The 18,887-nt window shown below is 34.3% G+C and carries 18 protein-coding genes and 1 riboswitch; of the genes, 16 read left to right on the top strand and 2 right to left on the bottom strand.

Annotated elements, in window-relative coordinates; all coding sequences use genetic code 11:
* The first annotated feature begins 20 nt into the window (after nt 1-20).
* The 16 genes from IMX26_RS12545 to IMX26_RS12620 all read left to right on the top strand — a co-directional run bounded on the left by IMX26_RS12545 (nt 21) and on the right by IMX26_RS12620 (nt 17,737).
* Entirely contained in the window at nt 21-914 is an 894-nt protein-coding gene (locus IMX26_RS12545) for a LysR family transcriptional regulator (RefSeq protein ID WP_195158729.1), read from the top strand.
* A gap of 1 nt (nt 915) precedes the next feature.
* Entirely contained in the window at nt 916-1,956 is a 1,041-nt protein-coding gene (gene selD / locus IMX26_RS12550) for a selenide, water dikinase SelD (RefSeq protein ID WP_195158730.1), read from the top strand.
* Nucleotides 1,957-1,969: 13 nt separating this feature from the next.
* A complete protein-coding gene (locus IMX26_RS12555) occupies nt 1,970-2,725 on the top strand; it encodes a type III pantothenate kinase (RefSeq protein WP_195158731.1) in 756 nt (251 codons plus the stop codon).
* 34 nt (nt 2,726-2,759) lie between these two features.
* Nucleotides 2,760-2,864: riboswitch (glycine riboswitch) on the top strand.
* 140 nt (nt 2,865-3,004) lie between these two features.
* The gene (locus IMX26_RS12560) at nt 3,005-3,385 is read left to right on the top strand and encodes a GrdX family protein (RefSeq protein WP_195158732.1); all 381 of its coding nucleotides are present in this window, start codon (nt 3,005-3,007) and stop codon (nt 3,383-3,385) included.
* Nucleotides 3,386-3,450: 65 nt separating this feature from the next.
* The gene (locus IMX26_RS12565) at nt 3,451-4,671 is read left to right on the top strand and encodes an FAD-dependent oxidoreductase (RefSeq protein ID WP_195158733.1); all 1,221 of its coding nucleotides are present in this window, start codon (nt 3,451-3,453) and stop codon (nt 4,669-4,671) included.
* Between the two features lie 307 nt (nt 4,672-4,978).
* Nucleotides 4,979-5,296 carry a thioredoxin family protein gene (locus IMX26_RS12570; RefSeq protein ID WP_195158734.1) on the top strand — a complete coding sequence of 106 codons (318 nt, stop codon included), beginning with the start codon at nt 4,979-4,981 and terminating at the stop codon, nt 5,294-5,296.
* Nucleotides 5,297-5,350: 54 nt separating this feature from the next.
* Nucleotides 5,351-6,637, top strand: a complete 1,287-nt coding sequence (locus tag IMX26_RS12575) for a glycine/sarcosine/betaine reductase component B subunit (RefSeq protein ID WP_195158735.1) — start codon at nt 5,351-5,353, stop codon at nt 6,635-6,637.
* Between the two features lie 20 nt (nt 6,638-6,657).
* The gene (grdA, locus tag IMX26_RS12580; protein ID WP_195158736.1) at nt 6,658-7,125 is read left to right on the top strand and encodes a glycine/sarcosine/betaine reductase complex selenoprotein A; all 468 of its coding nucleotides are present in this window, start codon (nt 6,658-6,660) and stop codon (nt 7,123-7,125) included.
* Nucleotides 7,126-7,183: 58 nt separating this feature from the next.
* Nucleotides 7,184-8,494, top strand: a complete 1,311-nt coding sequence (gene grdB, locus IMX26_RS12585) for a glycine reductase complex selenoprotein B (protein WP_243259360.1) — start codon at nt 7,184-7,186, stop codon at nt 8,492-8,494.
* An 89-nt stretch (nt 8,495-8,583) separates the two neighbouring features.
* On the top strand, nt 8,584-10,128 hold the full coding sequence (gene grdC / locus IMX26_RS12590) for a glycine/sarcosine/betaine reductase complex component C subunit beta (RefSeq protein ID WP_195158738.1): 1,545 nt from the start codon (nt 8,584-8,586) through the stop codon (nt 10,126-10,128).
* A gap of 16 nt (nt 10,129-10,144) precedes the next feature.
* Nucleotides 10,145-11,296, top strand: a complete 1,152-nt coding sequence (gene grdD, locus IMX26_RS12595; protein ID WP_195158739.1) for a glycine/sarcosine/betaine reductase complex component C subunit alpha — start codon at nt 10,145-10,147, stop codon at nt 11,294-11,296.
* A gap of 353 nt (nt 11,297-11,649) precedes the next feature.
* Nucleotides 11,650-12,675, top strand: a complete 1,026-nt coding sequence (locus IMX26_RS12600) for a hypothetical protein (RefSeq protein ID WP_195158740.1) — start codon at nt 11,650-11,652, stop codon at nt 12,673-12,675.
* Nucleotides 12,676-12,869: 194 nt separating this feature from the next.
* Nucleotides 12,870-13,592 carry an N-acetylmuramoyl-L-alanine amidase gene (locus IMX26_RS12605; RefSeq protein ID WP_195158741.1) on the top strand — a complete coding sequence of 241 codons (723 nt, stop codon included), beginning with the start codon at nt 12,870-12,872 and terminating at the stop codon, nt 13,590-13,592.
* Between the two features lie 334 nt (nt 13,593-13,926).
* A complete protein-coding gene (locus IMX26_RS12610) occupies nt 13,927-15,513 on the top strand; it encodes a DEAD/DEAH box helicase (protein ID WP_195158742.1) in 1,587 nt (528 codons plus the stop codon).
* A gap of 711 nt (nt 15,514-16,224) precedes the next feature.
* A complete protein-coding gene (locus tag IMX26_RS12615) occupies nt 16,225-16,953 on the top strand; it encodes a type II CAAX endopeptidase family protein (RefSeq protein WP_195158743.1) in 729 nt (242 codons plus the stop codon).
* 112 nt (nt 16,954-17,065) lie between these two features.
* Complete coding sequence (locus IMX26_RS12620) at nt 17,066-17,737, top strand: 5'-methylthioadenosine/adenosylhomocysteine nucleosidase (protein ID WP_195158744.1); 672 nt, start codon at nt 17,066-17,068, stop codon at nt 17,735-17,737.
* Nucleotides 17,738-17,783: 46 nt separating this feature from the next.
* Here the strand turns inward: IMX26_RS12620 and IMX26_RS12625 are convergent, their stop codons facing one another.
* Both IMX26_RS12625 and IMX26_RS12630 read right to left on the bottom strand, forming a co-directional pair.
* Entirely contained in the window at nt 17,784-18,224 is a 441-nt protein-coding gene (locus IMX26_RS12625) for a hypothetical protein (protein WP_195158745.1), read from the bottom strand.
* Between the two features lie 105 nt (nt 18,225-18,329).
* A complete protein-coding gene (locus IMX26_RS12630) occupies nt 18,330-18,824 on the bottom strand; it encodes a hypothetical protein (RefSeq protein ID WP_195158746.1) in 495 nt (164 codons plus the stop codon).
* Nucleotides 18,825-18,887 lie beyond the last annotated feature (63 nt).

An 18,887-nucleotide genomic window follows, 5' to 3' on the forward strand; every position in this document is an offset into this window, starting at 1 on the left:
AAATATGGTGGAGTGATTTTATGAATATAGAGGTTTTAAAGACTTTTAAAGTTGTAATGGAGCGTGGTAGCTTAACAGCAGCTTCAAGGGTATTGGGTTTAAGTCAACCTGCAGTTAGTATGCAAATAGCTTCACTAGAAGAATATTTTGGTGCAAAACTGTTATACCGAACAGCACGTGGTGTAGACTTAACTGATGCAGGAGAGCATGTGTTAGAGTTAGCAGAAAAATTTGAAAAATCAATTTTAGATACTCAAAACTCGGTAGCAGAGGCGCAGGAAGAGTTAGATGGTGTACTAAAAATTGCAGCTAGCAATATTCCTGGCATGTATATATTGCCTCACTATGTTAGTGAGTTTCAAAAATATCACCCTAAAGTTAAGGTATTGTTAGAGATTCAAAATACCAGAAAGGCCGTAGATAGGCTATTATCTGGAGATGTTCATATTGCAGCGACAGGTGAAAAATTAAATAATGATTGTATAGAGTACTTGCCTATAAAACAAGATAAAATTGTTTTAATTGCTCCAAAAGACTTAAATGTTTCTCAAATAAGCTGTTTAAAAGACTTGCAGAAGCAAAAATATCCGTTAATAAGAAGAATGCAAGGCTCAGCAACCTTTAGAACAGTGAATGGTTTTTTGAAAAAAAATAATATTAATGTTCAGCATCTTAATGTATTAAGTGAGGTTAATAGTGTTATTCCACAAATAAACTCAGTGGTAGCTGGTAGTGGTTTAGCATTTGTTTCTTATGCTGCAGCTAAACAATCTATTGATTTACAGCTTGTAAAAATTGTGAGCATCAAAGAAATGCCTCTTGAAAGAACTCTATATGCCATAGTAAAAAATACATGTGACAGAAGTAGAGTTGGCAGTGCATTTTGGCAGCTTTTACTGAATGGAGGGAAATAGAATGATTAAAGACATTAAGTTAACATCTATGACAAAGGGCGGAGGCTGATCAAGCAAAATTGGGCCGGGTGCCTTATCAAATGTATTAAATGGAATTAACAAAATGCAAAACAAAAATGTATTAGTGGGTTTAGAGACTGCCGATGATGCTGGTGTTTATAAAATAAATGAAGAGCAAGCGTTGGTGCAAACAGTAGATTTCTTTACCCCAATAGTAGATGACCCTTATTTATTTGGACAAGTCGCCGCCACTAATTCTTTAAGTGATGTATATGCTATGGGAGGAAAGCCTCTTACAGCCCTTAATATTGTGGCCTTTCCCATCAACTGTGTTGATTCAGGAGTTCTTAGAGCAGTTTTAGATGGTGGTGCAAGTAAAATTGTTGAAGCAGGAGTATCGCTGCTTGGCGGTCATACAGTAGAAGATCAAGAACCTAAGTATGGACTAAGTGTTACAGGCATAGTGCATCCACAAAAATACTGGAGTAATGCTGCCGCTAAAGAAGGTCAAATACTTATCTTAACCAAATCAATTGGCACAGGTATTATTGCTTCAGCAGTAAAGGGTGGCTTAGTGGATGAAAAAAGCATTGATGTATATCACGAAAATATGATTACCTTAAATAAATATGCAGCTGATATTTTAAAAAACTATCATGTTACAGGCGTTACTGATATAACAGGGTTTGGTTTGTTGGGACACTGCCTTGAAATGGCCGAGGCTAGTAATGTTACAATTTCAATAACAGCTAAAGCTGTTCCGTTATTACCTCAAACAGTTGAAATGGCAGAAATGGGCTTGTTAACAGCTGGTGGCTATAATAACTTAGCTTATGCCGGGGAAAGAATTGAATTTAATAGTGATGTGCCCGAAATAATGCACGATGTGCTATTTGATCCACAAACTTCGGGTGGCTTATTGGCAGCTGTGGACGTAAACGAGCTACCATTAATAATTGATGAGTTTAATAAAAATGAAAACTTTATTGCTGTTATTGGTAAGGTGTTACCCAGAGGCAATAAAGCAATAACAGTTGAGTAGTTAGGAGATTATTGTGTTATTAGCAGTAGATATAGGTAATTCGAATATTGTTTTGGGATTGTTTAAAAATCAAAAATTGACACGAACCCTACGCTTTGAAACATATGATACAGAAACATGGAAAAAGCAAATAACAGCATTAGAAAGGCCTAGCGCAGTTATGATAGTTTCTGTTGTTCCTAAAATAGAGATTATGTTAAGGGAGTTTTTACAATCAATAAAAATTACTACTCAACAAATATTTTGTAGTAACACCAGAGAAATAGGTGGAATATTCTTTGAAAAAAATGGAGTTAAGCCTCAAGAGCTTGGTGCAGATTTGTATGTAAATGCTGTTGCTAATTTGCATTTATTTAAAAAACGGTGTTTAAGTGTTGACTTAGGAACTGCCTCTAAATTTTGTGTTATTGAAGCCAACGGATTGTATAAAGGCACTACTATTGTACCAGGTATGAAGCTTTCACTTAATGCTTTAGTAAAAAAAGCACCACTTTTACCTGAAATAACACTTGACGCGCCGACAAAAATAATTAATAATGCAACAGTACCCTGTTTGCAATCGGGGATCTTTTATGGTTACTGCGCATTGGTAGATGGCCTTATTAAAAAGATAAAAAAAGAGCAAGGAGACCTATTTGTTATATTAACAGGTGGAATTGGTAAACTATTACATGAATTTTTAACTGAAATAGATGTTTTTATGCCTAATTTGACCTTGCAAGGAGCAGAAATTTTGTATAGAATGATGACAGATGATAAACACGTTTAGTATAATATAGATATAATATAATTTAATAGGCTGGTTGAGCTAAACGGGAGAGACTTCGTAAAGAAGCGCCGAAGGAGCAATAATTGTTTTTTTACCAAAATAATTAGAAACTCTCAGGCAAAAGGACCGCTTAGGGACAGTCCTCTGGAGAGTTACTAAAGTAACACCGAAGGAGATTAATCTCTCAGGTAAACAAGACAGAGTGGCATATGGTTATGCTATTTCTGTCTTTTATTTTTTTAAGTTTTATGCGATAAATTGAAAGGTTTGGGAATGCTAATGTATGGTGAGTTTTTTATTCTAAGTAATAATCCAGCCATTATTGCTAACTATAATAAAGTTGAAGCAGTAAATGGTGATTTGCTTGCAGTATTAAATACCGCACGTGATTATATTCATTTGGGTCATAAACTACTAACACATCCGTTAGTGGGAAGTGTAAAGCCAAACGAGACTCCCTATAAATCAGTTATAGTTTGTAAAGAAATAACAGGTTTAGATCATGAGTCATTATCGGTAATAGAAGGTTCATTAAAAGTAGCGAAAAAGATGTTAGAGGAGCGCCCGTTACCAGAGTGGAATGAGCGAATAAAACAAGATTTTCAAGTAATTGATCAAAGCTTGCTTGATTCGGCATTAAAAAGCTTATCGGTTTACTAACGGAAGGTTTTATTACTAGGGTTTGTTAAAACAAATCAAACAACTAACTTGTAGGAGGATTACACATGTCTAAAGTTTATGATGTTGCCATTGTTGGTGGTGGCCCAGGTGGATTAACAGCTGCATTATATGCTAGCCGTTCTAAGTTATCTACAGTTGTTTTAGAGAAAGGTCAAGTTGGTGGTCAAGCGGCTACAACAGAAGAAATCGAAAACTGGCCAGGAACTATTCATACAACTGGTCCTGCTTTAACAGCAGCTATGGCTGAGCATGCTAAGAAGTTTGGTGCTGAGTTTGTTAGAGAAGATGTTGTTGGAATTGAAACAGAGGGTTTTGTAAAAACAATAAAAGGCCGTAAGGGCGAATACAAAACTAAGTCTATTATTATTTCTACAGGTGCAGAACCAAGAGTATTAGGTATTCCTGGTGAGCGCGAGTTTAGAGGTAAAGGTGTTTCATACTGTGCTACATGTGATGCTGACTTTTATGAAGAATTAGACGTAGTAGTATTGGGTAATGGTGATGCTGCTATTGAAGAAGCTATGTACTTAACAAAATTTGCCGAAACAGTTACAATTGTTGTTATTCACGAAGAAGGTAAAGTTGATGCAACACCTGTAGTAGCTGAGCGTGCATTTAAAAATGATAAATTAAAGTGGATTTGGAACTCTACAATTTCTGAAATTGGTGGAGATGGTATTGTTGAGTGGGTTAAAGTTAAGAATATTAATACAGGTGAAGTTAATGATGTAGCTACAAACGGTGTATTTGTATTTGTTGGTACAGTTCCACGCACACAAGCCTTTGAAGGCGTTTTAGAAATGGATCAAAGAGGTTACTTAATGGTAGACCCTCAAACAATGGCTAGTAATAAAGACGGTGTTTTTGCTGTTGGAGATTGTCGCCAGAAATATTTACGTCAAGTTGTTACTGCTGCTGGTGATGGAGCTACAGCTGCTACAGTTGCAGAAAAATATATTCACGAAGAAGAAAACTTCTTAGAAGATGTAATTGAAGTAGATGTTCCTGTATTAGTAGCTTTCTGGAGCCCAGCTAGTGAAGCTAGTATGGCTGCAATGCCTAAAATTGAAGGCGCTGTTGAAGAGCTTGGTGATAGTGTTAAATTAGTTAAAATTGACACATACAGAAATCAAAGAATATCTAATCGTTACAACATTACTAATATACCTACAATTGTATTATTTAACAAAGGTAAAGTTGTTGAAACAATTAATTCTGAAGCTATTGATACAGCTGCATTAGTAGCAAAAGTTAAATCTCTATAGAGATTTCTGAAAATTATTGCTCTCATCGTCGTACGAAAATTTCTGACTTCAGCATACTTAATCGTATAGCTTCAGCCATAAATTTTCTAGCTCCTTGACAGCAAACATTTTCAAAAACTCTAATAATTTTAATACTCTTTAGTTTTTTGAACTTTTAGGTTAATGAATAAAGTGTAATGAATATGCTTTTTAGCCATTTAGTTATTAAGAGAAGTAGCTGAACAAATATTGTTTAGTTCTTGTGGTATGCCACGAGATTTAATAAAAAAATGCAGGTTATTATAAAAATGAGAAGGAGGTGTAGCAAATGCTAGCACTAGACAAAACCAACTTTAACGCAGAAGTATTAGAAGGTAATGGTTGGGTTGTAGTTGATTTTTGGAGCCCAAAATGCGAGCCTTGTAAAGAGTTAAAACCTCATGTAGAAAAATTAGGTGAAAAGTACGGAGATCAAATGAAATTCTGTGGTTTAGATATTACTAAAGCACGTAGAGTAGCTATTGGTCAAAAAGTTATGGGATTACCTGTAGTAGCTTTTTATTTAAACGGAGAGAAGAAAGCTGAGCTTACTGGTGGAATTACACCTGAGCAAGTTGAAGCAAAAATAAATGAATTGCTAGGTTAATAGCGAGTATCATAAGAGTTAATCTTATGATAATTATACAGGAGGTGACAGGTCATGCGTTTGGAGCTAGGTAATATCCGAATTGAAGATGTACAATTCGGTTCTAACACTGAGGTTAAAAACCACACGCTGTATGTCAATAAGGAAGAGCTTATCGCTTTGTTAAGTGAAGATGAGCGTCTTGCTAGTGTATCTATTGAATTAGCCCGTCCGGGTGAATCAGTAAGAATTATGCCAGTTAAAGACGTTATAGAACCACGTGTTAAAGTTGAAGGTCCAGGTGGTTTATTCCCAGGATTTATTAGTAAGCTTGACCAAGTTGGTTCAGGTCGTACCCATGTGTTAAAAGGTGCTGCTGTTGTTACAGCAGGTAAAGTTGTAGGATTCCAAGAAGGTATCATTGATATGACAGGTCCTGCTGCTGACTATACACCATTTGCTCATACAAATAACATTGTTATTGTTGCTAACCCAGTTGAAGGTTTAGAACAACATGGTCATGAGGCTGCTTTACGTATCATGGGATTCAAAGCTGCAACTTATATTGCTGAAGCTGGTAGAAATGTTGAGCCAGATGAAGTAAAAACATACGAAGTAGCACCATTATTTGAGAATGTTGCTAAGTATCCAAACTTACCTAAGGTAGTTTATGTATACATGTTACAAAGCCAAGGTTTATTACATGACACATACTACTATGGCATAGACGTTAAACAGATGGTTCCAACACTAATGTATCCAACAGAAATTATGGATGGTGCAATTGTTAGTGGTAACTGTGTATCTGCTTGCGATAAAAATACAACATTCCATCACTTAAATAGCCCAGTTATTTATGATTTAATGGAAAAACACGGCAAAGAAATTTGTTTCTTAGGCTGTGTTGTTACAAATGAAAACGTTACATTAGGTGACAAACAGCGTTCTTCTAACATGGTAGCTAAATTAGTAGAGTTCTTAGGTGCTGATGGTGCTGTTATTTCTGAAGAAGGATTTGGAAACCCTGATGCTGACTTAATTATGAACTGCACAAAGGTTGAGAAAAAAGGCGTTAAAACAGTTTTAGTAACTGATGAATATGCTGGTCGTGATGGCGCATCTCAATCATTAGCTGATGCTGATAAATTAGCTGATGCAGTAATTACAGCTGGTAATGCAAATGAAGTAGTTACATTACCACCAATGAAAAAGTTAATTGGCTATGCTGAGCCTGCAGACACAATTGCCGGTGGATTTGACGGCAGCTTAAAAGCTGACGGAAGCATAACAGTAGAAATACAAGCTATTACAGGCGCTACAAACGAGTTGGGCTTTAATAAGCTAACAGCTCGTGGATACTAATAAATAAGGAGGATTTTTTCATGGATATTAAAGGTAAAAAAATTGCTATCCTTGGAGACCGTGATGGTATTCCAGGTCCAGCTATAGAAGAATGTGTTAAAACTGTAGGCGGAGAAGTAGTATTTTCAACAACAGAGTGTTTTGTCTGAACAGCCGCAGGTGCGATGGACTTGGAGAACCAAGCTCGCATTAAAGCCCTCGTTGAGGAGCACGGAGCAGAGAACGTTGTTGTTGTATTAGGTGGAGCAGAAGCTGAGGCTTCTGGTTTAGCTGCTGAAACAGTTACAGTTGGAGATCCTACTTTTGCAGGACCTTTAGCAGGCGTAGAATTAGGTATTGGCGTTTATCATATTTTAGAGCTTAAAGATATTGTTGATGAAGCAGTATGGGATGAGCAAATTAGTATGATGGAAATGGTTCTTGACGTTGAAGAAGTTATAGCTGAAGTAAAGCAATTCCGCGATCAAGGAAGTAAATATAGCCTGTAATAAATTATACTCTTACCATTAAGTAAGGGTAGTTATGCGAAGGGAGGACTATACTATGATCGATAAAATCAGAGTAGTTTGGTATTTAAACCAATTCTTTGGTCAAATCGGCGGTGAGGATAAAGCAGATATTCCACCCCAAAAACATGAGGGTGGCATTGGTCCAGCTGCTGGAGCCGGTAGATTACTTGGAGATAGAGCTGAAGTTGTTGGCACAGTAATTTGCGGAGACACATATTTTGGTGAGAATGTTGACGCTGCTTCAGATAAAGTTGTTGAGTTAATTTCTAGTTTACAGCCTAATATTGTAATTGCTGGTCCTGCATTTAACGCTGGACGTTATGGAGTTGCTTGTGGTGCAGTTGCAAAAGCAGTTTCAGAGCAATTAAATATCCCAGTTATATCTGGTATGTATCCAGAGAACCCTGGTGTTGATATGTATAAAAAATACGCTTACATGGTAGAAACAACAAATAGTGCTGCCGGTATGCGTAAGGCTTTACCATCTATTATTAAACTAGCTCTTAAAGTAGCATCAGGAGAGCCTATGGGAACACCTGCAGAAGAGGGTTACATGGCTCGTGGAGTTAGAGTTAACGTTTTTGCAGAAGAACGTGGTTCTAAACGTGCTGTAAATATGTTAATGAAAAAGTTACGTGGCGAAGAATTTGAAACAGAATATCCAATGCCTAACTTTGACAGAGTTGAACCAAATAAGCCTGTTGTAGATTTAAGTAAAGCTAAAATTGCATTAGTTACATCTGGTGGTATTGTACCAAAGCATAACCCAGATCACATTGAGTCTTCTTCTGCTTCTAAATATGGTAAATACGATATTGCTAATTTTAACGAATTATCAGAAGCTGATCATGAAACAGCTCATGGTGGATATGACCCAACTTATGCAAACACAAATCCTAACCGCGTATTACCAGTTGATGTATTACGTGATATGGAAAAAGAAGGTCTAATCGGTGAGTTACATCGTTACTTCTATACAACTGTAGGTAACGGAACAGCTGTTGCTAGTTCTAAGAAATTTGCTGAAACATATTCTCAAGAATTACTTGCTGATGGTGTGGATGCAGTAATTTTAACCAGTACTTGAGGAACCTGTACACGTTGCGGTGCAACGATGGTTAAAGAGATTGAAAGAGCTGGTATTCCTGTAGTTCATATGTGTACAATTGTACCTATATCACTAACAGTAGGAGCTAACAGAATTGTTCCTACAATAGCTATTCCATATCCACTAGGTAATCCAAAATTACCTGCTGAAGATGAGAAAAAGCTTCGTCGTGAGTTAGTTGAAAAAGCTTTAGAAGCACTAAAAACTGAAGTTAACGGCCAAACCGTATTTGATAACTAAAATATATTGTTCAAAAAAAGGTAATGGGCGGTGGCAGCACTGCTCATTACTTTTTTCAAATAGAATGGAAATACTGGAGGTAAATGTAAATGCCTAAAGCTGTAATAAAAGGGGCAGGTTATGCTTTAATTCATGCCAATGACATGATTTTAACTCACGGCACAACTTTAACTGCTGAGAGAGCAACTAACCCTGATTCAGATTTATTGAAGGAAGTATTAAATAATGTTCAGAGTTTTGAACAAACTGTAGCATATCCACCAAACCAGTGTTATATCGGTAGTGTAACTCCTGATGAGCTTAAAGAAATGGCTACCCCTTGGTATGAGAATAGTATTGAAGGTGCTAGCCGCTTTGGTAAGTATGGAGAAATCATGCCACTTAATGAGTTTATTGGTGCAATGCGTTTAAGTGATTCTTTTAATCTTGTTATGATAGAAAAAAACTTTATGACTAATGTAAAAGCTGCCTTAACAGAGCATCCATATTATACAGATGAAGAAATTGCTAGCTTTGGAGATGGTTATGAGTTATCAGCTATTGAGGCTTTATTAGCTGAACATAAAGCAGACCCATTAGTATATAGTGGTAAAACTGTTGGTTGCGTTAAACAAGCTCATGATTCAGATGTAAATCTAAACTCTCATGTTATGTTTGAGAACTTAGTTGTTAAGGCATCTGGTGTTGTAGCTTTACGTAATTTAATAGCTAAGACAGATATTGATATAGCTGATATTGAATATGTTATTGAAACATCTGAGGAAGCTTGTGGTGATATGAACCAACGTGGCGGTGGCAATTTTGCTAAAGCTATTGGTGAATTAGGTGGCTTAATTAATGCTAGTGGTTCAGATACTCGTGGTTTCTGTGCAGCTCCTGTTCATGGTTTAATTAATGCTACAGCTCTAGTTAGCTCAGGAATCTACAAAAATGTTGTTGTTGTTGCTGGTGGAGCTTCTGCTAAATTAGGTATGAACTCTCGCGACCACATCAAAAAAGGTGTTCCAGTATTAGAGAACTGCTTAGGTGCGTTTGCAATTTTAGTTGGTGAAGATGATGGCATAAACCCAGTAATTAGAACTGATGCTTGTGGTCGTCATAAGATCTCTTCTGGTGCTTCTCCACAAGCTGTTACTACAGCTATTGTTACAGATCCACTAGATAGAGTTGGTTTAAAAATTACTGATGTTGATAAATATAGTGTAGAGATGCAAAATCCAGAGATTACTAAGCCAGCAGGTGCTGGTGATGTTCCTACTGCTAACTATAAAATGATTGGTGCTTTAGGAGTTAAACGTGGAGATTTGGATCGCAAAGAAATTATGAACTTTGTTAAAAATCATGGTATGCCTGGTTGGGCTCCAACTCAAGGTCATATTCCTTCAGGGGTTCCTTTCTTAGGGTTTGCTCGTGAAGCTATTGTAAAGGGTGATATTACCCGTGCTATGGTTATTGGTAAAGGTAGTTTATTCTTAGGCAGAATGACAAACTTATTTGACGGTGTTTCATTTATCGTTGAAAAGAACTCTGGTGAAGGTTCAGTTGAAGCTGGGGTTGCTAAAGAAGATATTAGAAAAATGATTGCTGAAGCTATGCGTAAACTAGGCGATAACCTAGTTGTTAGCGAAGAATAGTGCGGGGTGTCCGTTTATGTCTAAAAACGTACAACAATTATTACAAAACGTACTTTATGAAGTTGCTGATGCTATAGAAACAGGTAAGTTCGGTAACAAAGTACGAGTTGCCATAACTCTGTTAGGTAGTGAGCATGGTCCTGCAGAGCTTTTACGTGGTGCAGAACTAGCTCAAAAGCAAAACCCAGATATTGAAGTAGTATGTATTGGTCCAGAGATGGATACAGAGCTTAAAATTTACCCTGCAGCTGATGAAAAACAGCAGTATAAGGTAATGGAAGAGCTTCTTGATAGTAAAGAGATTAGTAGCTGTGTAACAATGCACTACAGTTTCCCAATTGGTGTTTCTACAGTTGGTAAAGTAATTGCTCCTGCCAATGGTAAAGAGCTAATTATTGCTACTACAACAGGAACATCTGCTACAGAAAGAATTGAAGCTATGGTTCGCAATGCTATTTATGGTATTGCTACAGCTAAAGCTACTGGTATTAAAGAGCCTACAGTTGGTATCCTTAATGTTGAGGGTGCACGTGCTGTTGAGCGTGCTCTTAATAAAATGAAGGACAACGGATTTGAGTTTACTTGGGCTGAGTCTTTAAGAGCAGATGGTGGGGCAGTTATGAGAGGTAATGACCTTTTAGCAGCTTCTCCAGATGTTATAGTTATGGATTCATTAACAGGTAATGTAATGATGAAGGTATTTTCTTCGTTCAGCACTGGTGGTAGCTACGAGGCTTCTGGCTTTGGATATGGACCAGGTGTAGGAGAAGATTATGACCGAATTATATTGATTCTTTCAAGAGCCTCAGGTGCTCCTGTTGCAGCTAATGCTATTAAGTATGCTGCTGAGGTTGCTAGAGGAAATCTGCCAAGTTTAGCAAGAGAATTATTTGTGTCTGCTAATAAGGCTGGTCTTAAAGAAGTTACAGCTACTAAAAAAGTTGCTGTAGCACAGGAAGAAGAAGTAGTAGTTCCACCAAAGAAAATAGTTGATGAAGAGATTCCTGGAATAGAAATATTAGACCTAGATGATGCTGCAAAAGCTGTTTGGAAAGCTGGTATTTATGCAGAGACAGGAATGGGATGTACTGGTCCTGTTATCTTAGTAGCAGCTGAAGATGCCCATAAAACAGAAGAAATTCTTAAAAAAGCAGGATATATAGGTTAAATAAATAAACAAATGTGTGAAAGCAAATAGATACATCATATATTCACTATGGGGCTGTTATTACAGCTCCATTTTTTATTGTACTAACCTTTTAGGTATAGTGGGTGTGTAATCAATAATTTTACTAATTATGGTAAGCTCACTTTGTTGACTTAGAACTGCTGTAAGTATCTGCGTGCTATCACTACGCAAATTTATGAACTTAAATAGTTGTGATTATATACTAAAGGAAACTTGTTAAAAATAGGTGCCCTCTAGTTATTTTAGGTTAATTTCATTATTAATAATAGTTTTCATAATATCCTTTGTAGTGTATTATTAAATTACAGGTACATTTATAGAGGAGCTTTTAGATGGAGAAAAGAGAAAGTAGTTTATACAAACCAATTTATAGTAATAGTCTACTTAAAGTTAAAGATATAGTTTATGTATTAGTAGTAATGCTATTAGTGTTGCCTTTGATGTTACATCAAGGAAACAAAGAAATAAGTGCTTTTAGTTTAATGTTACTAACTAGCTTGTTAATAATAATTATAATAATTGGCGAAAATATTTTGAGAAAATATAGCCTTAAAAAGCTTAAAAGTTTTGACTTTGAAAATACAAGTAAAAATCAAATACCCACATTCATGAAATACATAGTTATGATTTTTATTGTTTTAGGACTATTATTAATAATAATAGCTGGGGGTTTTAGTGGAGTTTTATATGTAGCATTAATTACTTTAGCTATGTACCTAACACATTCTTTTTACAATTTCTTTTGTAAAAAAATACTACCTATTAAATACCCAAAATTGTATGCAGACTATCAGAATAATCATACAGCCAACTACTCTAGTACTAAAATTATTAACTACATAATAATAGCTATACTAATTATTTTAATAATGTCTTATGGGGTCATTGGGGTATTGGCATTTTGCGCTTTGAGCATATTATTAAAAATTTGTTTAGTATTTATCCCAAATTTATTTATAGCTTATTTAATTTCATTTAGATCAAACTTTTATAACTACTATGAAAGTAAAAGTTTAGATTTTAAAATAAGCTATACATTGAATATTTTTCGTGGAATAGAGGTTTTTATACTACCTCTATTAATAACCTTTATACTTAGCGATGTAGAGGCTGTTTTAGGTATAAATGATTTTTTCTCATTAAATTTAGAAACAGTATTAATAATAATGGCGGTAATTATACTACTTATTTTGAACAATACAATAATAAAGAGATTAGAGCTTAATGCCATAAAAATCCATAGTGAGTGGAACATGTTTATAAATGATTATAGTAAAAAGATCGCAGGTGTTGGCTTTTTTATGGCTTTAATAATACTATTAATATTTATAACATCGGACTTGGGGGGTTTTGGTTGAGGTTATTAAGGTGTTAGGATAACATTTAAAAGTAAAAGAAAATAATTTACCATTCAATACTGCTGCTATCTATATATGTATCAATAATATATAGATGTTAGTAAACTATTATTAAGCTTATTAATGTTTAAGATATACACAAATTGTTTGCACAAGTTACCAGCCTCTTACTTATGTTAAATAGAGGTGGTTTTATGAAACACACTATTGTTTTAGACTTAGGTTATAGTAATTTAGATAATTGTAATTTAAGCTATAAAACAGAGGAGTTTGAGTTCAAAACAGCAGTTTTAAATATCTTAACAAGCCGACTAAGTAATGACGGCTATAATGTTATTTTCACTAATATAAATGATAGTTTTGAGTTGCAATTAAATAATAATGTATTAGTAAGTGATAAAGCTGATTTATATATAAGTATAGATACAGGTTATAGTTCTAATGCTCAGGTTAGAGGGCATTGGGTCTTTTATTGGCACGATAGCTCAAAAGGTAAACTTTTAGCCCAAATATGGAATAAACATGCCACCCATGTTTTCGAGCATCCATCAAAAGGAATAAGAGCTAGCAGACCAGGAGAGTGGACAGACTTTTCTCATATTCGTAGACCCAATAAACATAATATACCCACTATTCTTATTAAACATGGTTACTTAACCAATAAAGCAGATTATGAGTTGCTTAGGTCTTTGCAATTTCAAAATCAATGTGCAGAGGTATTATTTTTTACAATTAAAGAATACTTTAAAGATAAAAGCGTAGAGCAAGATTGGCGAGTAGCTATAGGAGAAAAAGCCCTTAATTATTTAGTAAATGAAGGTTTAATAACTAGTAAAGATAAATTTAGTGAAACATTGTTAGAACCTTTGCCAGCTTGGGTTATCTGGGAAATGTTTAGACGGTTGACTGACAGGTAATAATAATATTGGTATTGCTTTTTTCCACGTACGCTTTCATAATTGAGCTATTTTATTGTTTAAATGTAGTTTTATTAAATAGATAATATATGACTTTGTATTATCTATTTAACCAAGCTTTTATTTTGGGACTAGCTTTAATAGAAAAACCGTAAAACAGTAATATTTAGTGCATAATTAAGTAATTAGCTGGCTATATTGGCGGTTAAAAACTAATATTATGAGTCAAACTATTAAAAAAGCTAAAAAAGATTTAAAAAATCGGGAAAAATGTTATACATAAAGGAAAACATCGGTTATAATGGTTGTTATGCATGAAGGAGAGAAAAGTTTAATGGAAACAAAGAGATTCGAAGATTTAAATTTATCATCAGATATAGTTAAAGCCGTAAAAGACATGGGCTTTGAAGAAGCAACCCCTATACAAGCAAGTGCAATACCATATTTATTGCAAGGACGAGATGTAACAGGTCAAGCACAAACAGGTACAGGTAAAACAGCAGCATTTGGAATTCCGTTATTAGAAATGATAGAGCCCAAAGCTAGAAAACCTCAGTCATTAATTTTGTGCCCTACAAGAGAATTAGCAATACAGGTATCTGAAGAGATATCTAAACTAGCTAAATATAAAAAGGGTATTAAAGTTCTACCTGTATATGGTGGACAACCTATTCAAAGACAAATAAGTGCTCTTAAAAAAGGAGTACAAATAATCATAGGTACCCCAGGTCGTGTTATGGATCATATGAGACGAAAAACCCTTAAGACAGACGACATAAAATTTGTAGTACTAGATGAAGCAGATGAAATGCTAGATATGGGTTTTAGAGAAGATATAGAGACAATACTTCAAGATACCTCCAATGAGCGTTTAACAGCTCTTTTTTCTGCAACCTTGCCAAGAGCAATATTAGAATTAACAAGGTTATATCAAAAGAACCCTGAGCTTGTTAAAGTAGTTCATAAACAACTTACTGTACCAAATATTAAGCAGTACTACTACCAAGTTAAAGAGCGTAATAAATTAGAAGTACTAACTCGTTTAATTGACATGCATGATCCAAAATTATCATTAGTATTTTGCAATACTAAAAAAAGAGTAGATGAATTAGTTAGTCAGCTACAGGGACGTGGTTACTTTGCTGATGGTTTGCATGGTGATATGCGCCAAAATCAACGAGACAGAGTAATGGAGCAATTTAGAAACAGCTCTATAGATATTTTAGTTGCAACAGACGTTGCTGCTCGTGGTATAGATGTAGATGATGTAGAGGCAGTATTTAACTTTGATGTACCTCAAAATGAAGAATATTATGTACACCGTATTGGTAGAACAGGTAGAGCTGGCCGAGATGGTACAGCATTTACTCTAGTAGCAGGAAAATCAATTTATAAGCTAAAAAATATACAGCGTTATACAAAAACAAAAATTAAAATTAAAGATGTTCCCTCTCGTGGAGACATTGAAGAGGCCAGAACAGCTAAATTAATGAAATCAATAAAAGAAGTATTGGATAATGGGTATTTAAAAGACCAAGTTAAAGTAATTGAGACCTTCTTAGAAGAAGAAGATTACTCACTCTTAGATGTATCTGCAGCATTATTAAAAATGGTTACCCAGCCTAATGAAAATAAAGATGACATAGAAACAACAACAATAGCTGATACCGGTGCTGAACCAGGCATGGTAAGACTATTTATAAATGCTGGTAAAAAAGATAACATTAGAGCTAGAGATATTGTTGGTTCAATAGCTAGTGAAACAGGAATTCCAGGAAAAGTAATTGGGGCAATATCAATTCATAATAACTTTACCTTTGTAGAGGTGCCAAGAGAGCACGCTCGCGAGGTACTTAAAATAATGAATAATTCAAAAATTCGTGGCAATGCGATCAATATAGAGCCAGCAAAACCCCGCTAAAAATTACAATAATGCCCTCTCTCCGCGTTATACGCAAATTTTTGAACTCTGGAGTACAGCTTGTACACCTGCGTTAAAAAATTAGCTAGTGCCTTGATAGAGAACATTATTGAAATTTTTAGGACTTTTAGGTAATAATAAAATTAAAATAATTGCGACTTCAGCATACTACTGGTATGGCTTCAGCCGCAATTTTTTTTGTGTCTTGACAGAGAACAATCTCAAAAATCTTATTATTAATGAATAATGTTCTCTCTCCGCGTTATACGCAAATTTTTGAACTCCGGAGCACAGCTTGTACACCTGCGTTAAAAAATTAGCTAGTGCCTTGACAGCGAACATTCTTAACCTAAATAATCAGCTACAATAACACGTTGTAAACCATATCAATTGTCCCCATGTAGGGGGATGCATTTTATGCATCTCGTTGTGTGGCATTACGTAAATTGCCATTATAACTCTAACTAACATTTTCTTATAATCAACAAATGTAAATTACGAGTAAGGGGTCAGGCCCCTTATTCGTAATTTAGCATGTGCTTTACCAATATTGTTTGCAATAACAGTCATGTTGAGGCCATACTCCCGTAAAGCTAGCCATACGTTAGATAATTATAGATATTAGCCCTAAAATGTAAATTAATACTATTGTTGTAGCCTAAATAATATATTATGATACATATAGTATTATTTAATAAAGGGGGGAGATTATTGCTTCAGTTAAAAAAAGATATGGAGCTCCAGTTCGAGAAACCTAAGGTTAAGTTTACTGTTAAAAAGATACTATTCACTATTGTTTACGCTCTTTTATTACAGGCTGTTATTGTAGTATTAATTGGCTCGGTTCTAGGAACTAACTCAACCTTTATGAAAACACCTGCTGGTAAACTAATCATTAACTTTATTACTGCGGCTACCTTTATATTAGGTGTTTGCGTAATATATAATCCAACTAAAATTTACAATGAACTATTTAAACAAAACCTAAATATTAAGGTAATATTTAGTGGCTTAAAATGGGGTCTAACAGCGTTTTTAGCTGGATGGCTGACAAATTGGTTAACATACACAATATATAGCCTAATCGCAGTCAATCCTGAGCCGCAATCAGCCTCACTATTACTTAATTCTTTATCTAATAAACTATTTGTACCAGCAATAATACTTGTGGGTTTTATAGCACCATTATACGAAGAGTTAGTTTTTAGAGGCCTTATTCAAAGAACCATATCGCAGTATACCTCACCGCTATTAGGGGTTATAGGAAGTGGATTTTTATTTTCAATAAGCCATTTTGATTTGTACCAAATACCAGGGCTGTTTGTAATGTCATTGTGTTTTAGCATTACTTATAAACGCTCTAAAACACTATATACACCAATAATAGCTCACATGGTTAATAACGTTATATTTATAGCATGCTTTGTGTTAATATCTTAGTTTAATTTAACCCAAATAAAATTTACGATAGAATTGCTTTTTAGCAGTTCTTTTTTATATCATACATATGCGTAATTGTGTTATAATTACAAAAATCTTAGGGGGTGTTTTTATGGCTATTGGTATTGTTGGGGCAATGGGCTTAGAGATAAAGTTAATTAAGGAAAAAATGATTAATGTAAAGAACTACAAGTATGCGAGTGTTGAGTATTATAAAGGCTTACTAAATGGGGTAGAGTTAGTTTTATTTGCATGTGGTGTTGGCAAGGTAAATGCCGCTATTTATACCCAAATAATGCTAGATAAATTTAAGATAGATTTTGTTATTCATACCGGTATAGCTGGTGCAATGGCTAGCCATATAAATAGAGGAGATTTAGTAATTGCTAATGATATCACCTACCATGATGTTAGGGCTAACCAAATGAAATCACTGTTTCCTTTCTGTGAAAGCTTTCAATGCGACACTAAACTAGTATCATTAGCTAAAAACGCTTGTGAAGGTAATTTTGAATACCATATTGGTAGAATTGTTACTGGTGACTGCTTTGTTGCAAATAATACCTTAAAGAATAGCATTAAAGAGACCTACAACCCACTTTGTGTAGAAATGGAGGGTGCGGCAATTGCTCATGTTTGTACCGTAAACAAAGTGCCATTTGTGGTTATACGCTGTATTTCAGATAACGCCGATGATAACGCCAAGTTCGATTATGACGAGTTTGAGACTTTTTCGGCAAATAAAGCAGCTAGTGTAGTTAATGATATTGTAACAAGTTTATAGTAACTAAAAAGGGGATATAGCATTAAATGCTTATCCCCAAGTTATATTATTGCTTAGTATCATCTTTTACCTCAATGCCGTTAATACAGTATTTATCTTCTTTATTTTTAGTAATATCAAATAAGAGATATTTTCGCTCATTATTATAGTCTGTATAAAGACCAATAGAAGAAAATCCAGTTTTATATAATACGAATGAATTGAACTTAATTTCTTTAAAACAATCTTTAGGTAAATGAACTGTTCTCGGACCGTATCTGTGATTAAAAGTAAGAATAACATTGTCTTTTGCAGGAGATACATCAAATTCGTCGTTAATCTCCTTTGTTAACCATAATGATTTAATTTTTTCATAGTTTTCACTATTATAATAGTTAATAAATTTTTCTATTAACACAAATACCTCTACAGGTCTATCAAAATCCTTAATATCTGGTATGGAACTGTCGAGTATAGCTAGTAAAGTAGCTTGATTGTTTTGTAGCAAATTTAACTTATTAAAAATAAAAATATTTAGTATGACACTTAAAATAAGTAAGATAATTATATATTTAAGTTTAATATTATTTATGATAAAACCTCCTTTCCTATGTTAGATATCTGTTTCAAAAAAATCTATTTTCCAATTATTATCTGAGTCCCTTTTGAGGTAAAAGGTAAGGTATCCAACACTCGATTCACCTATAGATACTAAAGATAAGAAAGATTCTGATTCATTAAATGAAAAATAATGGAGACTATGGGCATAATCAAAAATATTTTTACGAAGCATCCATTCCCATGAATCTGAAGTTTTACAGAAAACAATAAATTCATCTTCAATTTTTACTTCAACATTTAGCCACAGCTTTTTAATATTTTCAAAATCTTGTTCATTAAAATAACTAATGAAATTATCAATCAAATTATATATCTCTTCACTTTCTGAAAGATTATTACTATGTGGTTTTATAGCATTTAGTTTGAAAGATAAAGACGATACAGCTTTTTTAGCAGATGATAACTGATAATAACCATAAGCATTTACTAAGATACTGACAGTTAACAATAAAATACCTATTATAGTAACTATTTTTTTTGTGGTCATACACATACTCCTAAAAAGATTATTTAACCAATATTTTACATTCCATATCTTTATTTGTAAAGT

Source organism: Clostridium sp. 'deep sea' (assembly GCF_014931565.1).
GTDB lineage: Bacteria > Bacillota > UBA994 > PWPR01 > PWPR01.